The sequence below is a fragment of the Clostridium tarantellae genome (assembly GCF_009295725.1).
GTDB classification, from domain to species: Bacteria; Bacillota; Clostridia; order Clostridiales; family Clostridiaceae; genus Sarcina; species Sarcina tarantellae.
This window is the reverse complement of the sequence record NZ_WHJC01000146.1, coordinates 1-8,611: the sequence shown is the minus strand read 5'-3', so window position 1 is coordinate 8,611 and position 8,611 is coordinate 1. Positions and strand designations below refer to the sequence as shown.

At 25.9% G+C, this 8,611-nt stretch carries 8 protein-coding genes; 7 read left to right on the top strand and 1 reads right to left on the bottom strand.

All coding sequences use genetic code 11. The features are described from left to right. Nucleotides 1–106 precede the first annotated feature (106 nt). The 7 genes from GBZ86_RS09960 (at nt 107) to GBZ86_RS09930 (ending at nt 7,367) form a co-directional block, all read left to right on the top strand. Nucleotides 107–532, top strand: coding sequence for a hypothetical protein (locus tag GBZ86_RS09960; protein WP_152890254.1), 426 nt, complete (start codon nt 107–109; stop codon nt 530–532). A 117-nt stretch (nt 533–649) separates the two neighbouring features. Beyond that, entirely contained in the window at nt 650–1,381 is a 732-nt protein-coding gene (locus tag GBZ86_RS09955) for a polyamine aminopropyltransferase (protein ID WP_152890252.1), read from the top strand. Nucleotides 1,382–1,577: 196 nt separating this feature from the next. Continuing rightward, nucleotides 1,578–2,408, top strand: a complete 831-nt coding sequence (gene kduI / locus GBZ86_RS09950; RefSeq protein WP_152890250.1) for a 5-dehydro-4-deoxy-D-glucuronate isomerase — start codon at nt 1,578–1,580, stop codon at nt 2,406–2,408. Nucleotides 2,409–2,753: 345 nt separating this feature from the next. Further along, nucleotides 2,754–3,533, top strand: coding sequence for a 2-dehydro-3-deoxy-D-gluconate 5-dehydrogenase KduD (gene kduD, locus GBZ86_RS09945; RefSeq protein WP_152890248.1), 780 nt, complete (start codon nt 2,754–2,756; stop codon nt 3,531–3,533). Between the two features lie 61 nt (nt 3,534–3,594). After that, nucleotides 3,595–4,239: a bifunctional 2-keto-4-hydroxyglutarate aldolase/2-keto-3-deoxy-6-phosphogluconate aldolase gene (locus GBZ86_RS09940; RefSeq protein WP_152890246.1), complete on the top strand. Its 645-nt coding sequence runs from the start codon at nt 3,595–3,597 to the stop codon at nt 4,237–4,239. Between the two features lie 10 nt (nt 4,240–4,249). Beyond that, nucleotides 4,250–5,266, top strand: a complete 1,017-nt coding sequence (locus tag GBZ86_RS09935; protein WP_152890245.1) for a sugar kinase — start codon at nt 4,250–4,252, stop codon at nt 5,264–5,266. Between the two features lies 1 nt (nt 5,267). Continuing rightward, nucleotides 5,268–7,367 carry an alginate lyase family protein gene (locus GBZ86_RS09930; protein ID WP_152890243.1) on the top strand — a complete coding sequence of 700 codons (2,100 nt, stop codon included), beginning with the start codon at nt 5,268–5,270 and terminating at the stop codon, nt 7,365–7,367. 151 nt (nt 7,368–7,518) lie between these two features. Here the strand turns inward: GBZ86_RS09930 and GBZ86_RS09925 are convergent, their stop codons facing one another. Beyond that, nucleotides 7,519–8,298: an IclR family transcriptional regulator gene (locus GBZ86_RS09925; protein ID WP_152890241.1), complete on the bottom strand. Its 780-nt coding sequence runs from the start codon at nt 8,296–8,298 to the stop codon at nt 7,519–7,521. Between the last annotated feature and the right edge of the window lie 313 nt (nt 8,299–8,611).

Here is an 8,611-nt window from a genome sequence, read left to right as displayed (position 1 = left end):
CTATGATGTCTTATCCTATATAAATTTAGAGAAGAGTTAATGTTCTTATTATATAAATAAAATGATAAAATTATTATATAAGTGGTGTCATAAAGGGGGAATTTATTTGAGGATTAATTTTACTAAAAAACAATATGAAACTTTATTGGAAATGTGTTTATTAGGTGCATATATTATAGAAGAATCAACATTAGAAGTAGATGATAATTATAATGAATTTTTAAAATATATATTAGAATTTAATGATAATTTAAGGACAAATGAGAAGGTTTTTAATAATTTTAATAATTTAGCTAGTATATTAATTAATAATATGGATTTTAAAGAAGAATTTTTAGCAAAATATAATGAAAGAACTTTTTGGAAAGAATTATCTAGTAGATTAGCAGCAAGAGATGCCTTGGAAGAAATTGGGGAGGAGTTAAAGGTTGAAGATTATAATAAATATTTAAAAATAAAAAATAAATATGAGAAAAAGTATGAGGAACAATTTAATATAGATAAATATAATAATATAAAATTACCTTATTAATATTTAATTTATTAAGGAATAATAATATAATAAAAAAGATAATTATTCTATAATTTTAGAAAGAAGGTGAATTATTGCTTATAAAATAATAAATTAATTTTATAGGTAGATTAATATATGATACCGTATTTGAAAGAGTTTAATGAAAAAAAAATAAAAGAATATAAAAAATATATAAAAAAATCAGTTAGCAATAACATATCAATAGAATATGGAAATAAGAAAGGTTTAGAAGGATATCTTTATAATTATGAGGAAGAGTTAGAAGAAACTCCAATAGAATTAATAGAAAATGAAAAAATTTGGATGAAGATTTCACCAAATGAAATACAAGGATGCTTTGAGAGTATAGAGAGAGCTAATGGCAAAGTAGGAGTAGTAGGATTAGGATTAGGTTATTTTGTACAAGAAGTTTTAAAAAAAGATTTAGTAAAAGAGATTATAGTATATGAAATTAATAAAGATATTATTCAGCTTTATAAAAATAATTTTGGAGAAAATAAAAAATTAAGAATTATAAATAAAGATGCATTTGAAGTAGATAGTGAAGATTTTGATTTCTTTTTTGTAGATATATATCAATATAATTTAAGTTTAGATGTAGTAAAACATTATAAGAAATTTAAAACTTTACATAAAATAAAAGAGTATAGTTTTTGGGGAATGGAGCATTTTATATTAAGCTGTCCTACACATGAAATTGCTTGGGTGTATATACCAGAAGAATGGATGGAGATGTGTAAAGATTTGTTTGAAAGATTTGATCAGAGTGAATATATAAAATATTTTACTCCTATAGAAAAAGGATTAGCTTTAAAAGTTTTAAAAGAATTTTCAAAGATTTTATAAAAAAACGCTATGTGGTTATTTTTAACAATCACATAGCGTTTTTTTTATGAAAAATACAATAAAAGTGTAAAAAAATTAAAAGATGTATATGTATGTAAAAGTTTTAATCATTGACTTTAATAAATCATATGATATAATGAAAACATAAATGAAACAATGTTTCATAATACGAAACGATATAGTAGGAGGAATATTAATGGATATAAGATATGCAAATCATCCACAAGATTCAAAAAAATATGATACTACAGAGTTAAGAAAACATTATCTTAAGGAAGAAATATTTTTAACAGATGAAATAAATTTAACATATAGTCATGTAGATAGAATAATATTTGGTGGAGCAATGCCTGTAGATGGTGTTTTAGAATTAAAAGCAGGAAAAGAAATGGGTGTTGAATTTTTTTTACAAAGAAGAGAAATGGGGATTATCAATATTGGAGAAGCGGGAACTATTAGTTTAGATGGTGAAGAATATGAAATGAATAAACATGATGGAATATATATTGGAATGGGAACTAAAGAAGTTATATTCAAATCTAAAGATGGAAAAAATCCAGCTAAATTTTATATTAACTCAGTTCCAGCACATCATACATATCCAACAGTAAAAATTAATATAAAGGATGCAAATCCAGTACATTTAGGAGATAATGCAAACTTGAATAAAAGAACTATATATCAATTTGTTCATCCTAATGTATGTAAGAGTTGTCAATTGTTAATGGGGATGACAATTTTAGAACCAAATAATGTATGGAATACAATGCCATGTCATACTCATGAAAGAAGAATGGAAGTTTATTTCTACTTTAATATGGCTGATGATACAAGAGTTATTCATTTAATGGGTGAGCCACATGAAACTAGACATTTATTTGTTAAAAATGAACAAGCTATAATATCACCAAGTTGGTCAATTCATTCAGGGGTTGGAACAAGTAACTATACATTTATTTGGGGAATGTGTGGAGAAAATCAAACTTTTAATGATATGGATGCAATAAATATGGATGATTTAAGATAATAATATATAAACTATATTATAAATTAAAATTCATATTGTATTTAGGTAATGATAAGTATTTAATATAGGTTATTTTTTATTACTACTTTTAATTTTTACGTGTTGTAAAAAAGTAATAATAGAAGTTTATATAATACTTATCATATACCTTATCAAAATGAATTGTATAAAGATTAAAGAATTAAGGAGTAACTCTTAATAATAAGAACAAGTATGTAAAATAAATTATTAATTATAATTTTAAAGTAAATATAAACTTTAAATTTATTTTTTTAAATTACAATTGTCTAAATATTAAGAAAATACAGAAAATACGGAAGGTATATTAGTTTAGGAGGAGAAAAAATGAATAATTTAAGAGGTTTTTCAATGGATTTTTTTTCATTAAAAGGAAAGGTAGCTATGGTAACTGGAGGTAATACAGGACTAGGACAAGGGTATGCTGTTGCTTTAGCAAAGGCTGGTGCTGATTTAATAATTCCAACTTATGATAGAAATTGGGATAAAACAAGAGAATTAATTAAAGAAACAGGAAGAAAAGTGTTCTTTATACAAGCTGATTTAACTAAGACTGAAGATAGGGATAGAATAGTAGAGGAAGCTATAGCTGAGTTTAGAAAGATAGACATATTAGTAAATAATGCTGGTACTATAAGAAGGGCTCCACTTCTTGAGTACAAAGATGAAGATTGGCAAGCGGTTATGGATATAAACTTAAATGCTGTATATTACTTAAGTCAGAAAGTTGCAAATATAATGGTAGCAAATGGAGGAGGAAAAATAATAAATATTGCTTCAATGCTTTCATTCCAAGGTGGTAAATTTGTTCCTCCATATACTGCAAGTAAACATGCTGTAGCTGGTTTAACTAAAGCATTTGCTAACGAATTAGCTTGTAAAAATATACAGGTTAATGCTATTGCACCAGGATATATTGAAACTGCTAATACTGCACCAATAAGAGCGGATGAAAAAAGAAATGCTGAAATACTATCTAGAATTCCAGCAGGAAGATGGGGAACACCAGCTGATTTAATGGGAGTTGTTGTATTTTTAGCAAGTAAGGCATCAGATTATATGGATGGACACATATTAGCAATAGATGGTGGATGGTTAGTAAGATAATAGCAAATAATTAATTAGTTTTATTGCATTTTAAAGTTATTAAGGTAAAAGGTGAAGAGATATGATAAAAAAATTAGAAACATTAAAGAGAATTATTGATGTTGGGGTTGTTGCTGTAGTAAGATGCAATAATAAAGAACAAGCAATAAAAACATCAGAAGCATGTATAAAAGGTGGAATACCAGCTATAGAAGTTACATTTACTGTTCCTAATGCCCATTTAGTATTACAAAATTTAAGAGAAAATTTTTCAAAGGAAGAATTAATAATTGGAGCAGGCACAGTATTAGATAGTGAAACAGCAAGAATTGCAATATTACATGGAGCTGAGTATATAGTAAGTCCAGGATTCGATTTAAAAACCGCTAAATTATGTAATAGATATGGAGTTCCATATATGGCAGGCTGTATGACTATTACAGAGGTTATAACAGCATTAGAAAGTGGAGTAGATATTATTAAATTATTCCCAGGATCTAATTTTTCACCAAGTATAGTAAAAGATATAAAAGCACCATTACCACAAACACCTATAATGCCAACAGGAGGAGTATCTTTAGACAATGTTCAACAATGGATTGAAAATGGTTGTGTAGCAGTAGGTATAGGAAGTGCTTTAAACAAGCCAGCTGATAATGGAGATTATGATAAGGTTAGTGAGTTAGCAGCTCAATTTGTTCAAGCTGTTAAAGTAGCTAGAAAATAGGGTGAAGTTTATGAGAAATAGGTTTGTGTCTTTTGGAGAGATAATGGGAAGATTATCACCTCCTAATAATGAAAGAATAGTTCAAGCTAATAGTTTTAATATTAATTATGGTGGAGCGGAAGCAAACACTAGTGTTATGTTAAGTAATTTAGGAATAGAAACATGTTTTTTCACAGCAGTTCCTAATAATTTAGTAGGTGAAGCGGCTGTAAATTATTTAAATAGATATAAAATTAATACAAAAAACATAGTGAAATCAGGAGAAAGATTAGGCCTATATTATCTTGAATGTGGAAATTCTATAAGAAGTTCTAGAGTTATATATGATAGAAAAAATTCTGCTGTAACTGAGTGTGAAGTAGAAAAATATGATTTTGAAAGTATATTTGAAGGAGCAGAATGGTTTCATTTTACAGGAATTACAGCGGCATTAGGTAAAAATTGTGTAAAGGTATTAAAGAAAGCTATAGAAGTAGCAAAAAGTAAAGGCATAAAAATAAGTATTGATTTAAATTATAGAAAACAATTGTGGAGTTATGATGAATTTAAAAGAGTAGTTATGCCTTTATTAAAAGATGTTGATTTATGTATAGGATGGATAGACTTAAATCAAACAGGTGATTTTAAAATGCTAAATGCAGCTAAAGATAATTTAGATGATGAATATTTTAAAAGTGTTTTTTCTAAGATGTGTAACCAATTTAACATTAAATACATAGCTACTACATTAAGAGAAACCTTTAGTTCTTCAGAAAATGCTTTAACAGGTATTATTTATAAAGATGGTAAAATAGTTAAAAGTAAGAGGTATAATTTTGGTATTATAGATAGAGTTGGAGCTGGAGATGCATTTGCAGCAGGACTTATATATAAATTGTTAGAAGATGATAATATTAAAGATACTGTAGAATTTGCAACAGCTGCTTCAGCAATAAAGCATACTATATTAGGTGATAGCAATATAGTAAGTAAAGATGAAATCATGGATTTAATAGGAAACAGCTCAGTAGGAGAAGTGAAGAGATAACATGAAGAATAATATCAAAGAAATTATTAACATTAATGTTTTAAAATTAGGTGATTTAAATAAAAAAAATTTTACTGAAAATTATTTAAAGTTTTTTAGAACTAGAAATGATGTAAATTTATATTTTAATGGAATAAAAGAATTAAAATATATAGTTAATTATTGCAAAAAAAATTTTATCAATGATATAAATGAAGTTATAAGAATTGCAAATGATTTAGTTAATAATACTTTTAAATTTGAATGGAAATGGGACATGGAAAGAACTTTTGTACCAGTTACATTTAGAGAAGAAATTATTTGGGATAAGACTCCTACAGATGATGAAGAATGGATGTTTATGATAAATAGGCATAGATTCTGGATAACATTAGGTCAAGCATATGCTTTAACAGAAGATGAAAAATATGCTAAAACTTTTTGCGAACAAATAGAACATTGGATTGATAATGTTCCATTAAAAATAGGTACAGATAGAAGCACTTGGAGAACTATTGATTCAGGAATAAGATGTGAAAATTGGATTAAAGCTTATATGTATTTTAAAGATAGTAAATATTTTACTGATAAACTTTTAGAAAAATTTATTCTTTCGTTAGAGGAACATGCAAAATTTTTATACGATAAATTTAGTGATGCATCTAGATTAAGTAATTGGGGTGTATTAGAGAATCATGGACTACTAATCGTATGTTTATTCATACCAGAACTAAAAAATAGAGATAAATACTTAAAAGCTGCTATAGAAAGATTAACTGAACAGATAGAATTTCAGGTTATGGATGATGGAATGCAATGGGAGCAATCTCCTATGTATTTAAATGAAGTATTACACTGTTATTTAGATTCCATCATTATAGCAAATAAGAATAATTTGTCATTACCTAAAATTATAATAGAGAAAACTAAAAAACTAGCTTATAGTGATTTATATATGGCAAAACCAAATCATTGTCAAGTTTGTCAAAGTGATAGTGATGATACTGATTTAAGAGATATTTTAACTAAAGCAGCATATATTTTTAAAGATAGTGAATTAAAATTTGGTGCATATTCTTTAATAGATTTTGAAAGTATATGGGATTTGGGATTTGATTCAATAGAACAATACAAGAAAATTCAGGCTAGTAAGCCTAAATACACATCGTATGCTTTTAATGATAGTGGAAACTATTATATGAGATCTGGATGGAAAGAAAAAGATAATTATATGTATTTTCATTGTGGAACGTTAGGGAGTGGACATGGTCATGCTGATTTATTACATATTAGTATTTTTGGCAATGGAGAGGACTACCTAATAGATCCAGGGAGATACACTTATATAGAAGGTAATGAATATAGAGAATATTTTAAAAGTTGTATTGCACATAATACAATTTTAATAGATAATATTGAATTTACTGTTTTAAATGGTTCATGGGGATATAAAAAAGCAGCTATGCCTATAAAATATCCTTTTATATGTAAAGACAATATAGATTATATAGAAGGAGCTCATTTAGGTTATATGGATTTAGAGAAGGGAGGAGTATTTACTAATAGAAAAATCATATATATAAAGCCTAGTATATGGATAGTTGTTGATGAATTCTATGGAAAAGGAATTCATAATTATAAACAATATTATCATTTTTCTAATAATAATATTGCTTTAGAGAATAATTCTACTTTGTGTATTGGTAAAAATGGTTATATGAGAATGTACCATTTAGATTATGTAAATAGAACCTTAAAAACTACTCCTATATCATATCACTATAATTTATTAGAAGAAGCTACTACATTGATTTGTAGTATAGATAATGAAGATTTTACATCTATAACAACAATTATAGATGTACGGTGTTTAAATGAGCATTCTAATTTGAAAGTAGAAAAATTGGAAGTTAAAAATTGTTCTGGAAGAGTTCTTGAAAAATGGGAAGCAGAAGGAATAAAGATAATTGACAGAGAAAATGAATATATTTTATTAATATGTCATAATGATGTTTTTAAAGGAAAAAAACTATTGAATGTGGATGGATATAATTTGTATGGGAAAATAGTTTTAGTGACTAAGACACCAAAAGGTATACAGAAAGAAGTTATTAAATATTAATTAGAGAAAAGCTGTTAAATGAAACTTTTAATTAAACAGCTTTATTTCTATTTAAGGAATTATAAGAAAAGTTTAATAGATTTAAATTTTAGTATTAGAAAAATATTATAAAAAGTAAAATGCATGATTTTAAAATCATGCATTTTACTTTTTACATACACTTCAAAATAGTTGTTATTTGTGAAGAAATAGTATCTAAAAGTGGCTTTAATTTTAAAAGATCGTTCTTAGTACTATAAATGCTTAATCCGGATACACTCATAGCAGCTACTATACGATTATTATTACCCAATATTGGAACGGAGATGCAAATTACACCATCATCATATTCCATATTGTCAAAAGCATAACCATTTAGTCTAGCATAATGGATTTCTTTAATAACTTCATCAATATTTTTTGGCGTTGTAAGAGTAAATGATTTAAATTCCTGATTTTTTAATATTTCTTTTATTTTTTCGTCCGTATATTGAGAAAGAAGAAGTCTACCAGCGGCAGTACAATAAGCTGGAGCAGTTTTCCCAATTTTAGAAGACATAATAAAACTTTTTTTAGATTTTTCTGGTTCAATTTTATCAATGTATACTATGTTATTAAGATTTTCATCTAAAGTTGAAAGATGTACGGTTTCATCTACTTCATTTGAAAATTTTTGAATATAATCATGGGATACTTTTATTAAATCTAAATTACGAGTTAAGCAATTAGATAAATAAAGAACTTTATAGCCTAGCATGTATTGTTCTGAATCTTCACTTTGATGAACAAAATTTTTACTTTTTAAGGTTGATATTAATCTATGAACCGTAGCTTTACTTAACCCTAAGTCTTTAGATATCTGAGTTATACCATAACCTTTAGGATGTTCAGCAAGAGTTTCAAGTATATTTAAAGCTCTTTCTACAGACTGAACTAAATTTTTATCAGACATTAACTTTCCTCCTATTTTTATATCTTAAATAAATAGTGCTTCTTTTAAGATACACCAAATTATAAATTTTTAAAAGTTAAAAATTTATAATAACATTAATTTCACATAAAAATGTAGAAAAAATAACATAATTTTAATATATGTATAGGAAAATATAGAAATTAGCACAAAATATAGATGAAAAATTAGAAATAATGAAAAAAACAATATTTTTAAGTAATTGACTTAATGTAATCCTTTGTATATAATTAAAATATAAAATGAAACAATGTTTCAGATTACGAAACAAAAATTATTTTATTCAACATAAAAT

Bases quoted from the DNA above. Each gene is read 5' to 3' on its own strand.
- GBZ86_RS09955 (WP_152890252.1), top strand. From the start codon at position 650: ATGATACCGTATTTGAAAGAGTTTAATGAAAAAAAAATAAAAGAATAT.
- kduI (WP_152890250.1), top strand. From the start codon at position 1,578: ATGGATATAAGATATGCAAATCATCCACAAGATTCAAAAAAATATGAT.
- kduD (WP_152890248.1), top strand. From the start codon at position 2,754: ATGAATAATTTAAGAGGTTTTTCAATGGATTTTTTTTCATTAAAAGGA.
- GBZ86_RS09940 (WP_152890246.1), top strand. From the start codon at position 3,595: ATGATAAAAAAATTAGAAACATTAAAGAGAATTATTGATGTTGGGGTT.
- GBZ86_RS09935 (WP_152890245.1), top strand. From the start codon at position 4,250: ATGAGAAATAGGTTTGTGTCTTTTGGAGAGATAATGGGAAGATTATCA.
- GBZ86_RS09930 (WP_152890243.1), top strand. From the start codon at position 5,268: ATGAAGAATAATATCAAAGAAATTATTAACATTAATGTTTTAAAATTA.
- GBZ86_RS09925 (WP_152890241.1), bottom strand. From the start codon at position 8,298: ATGTCTGATAAAAATTTAGTTCAGTCTGTAGAAAGAGCTTTAAATATA.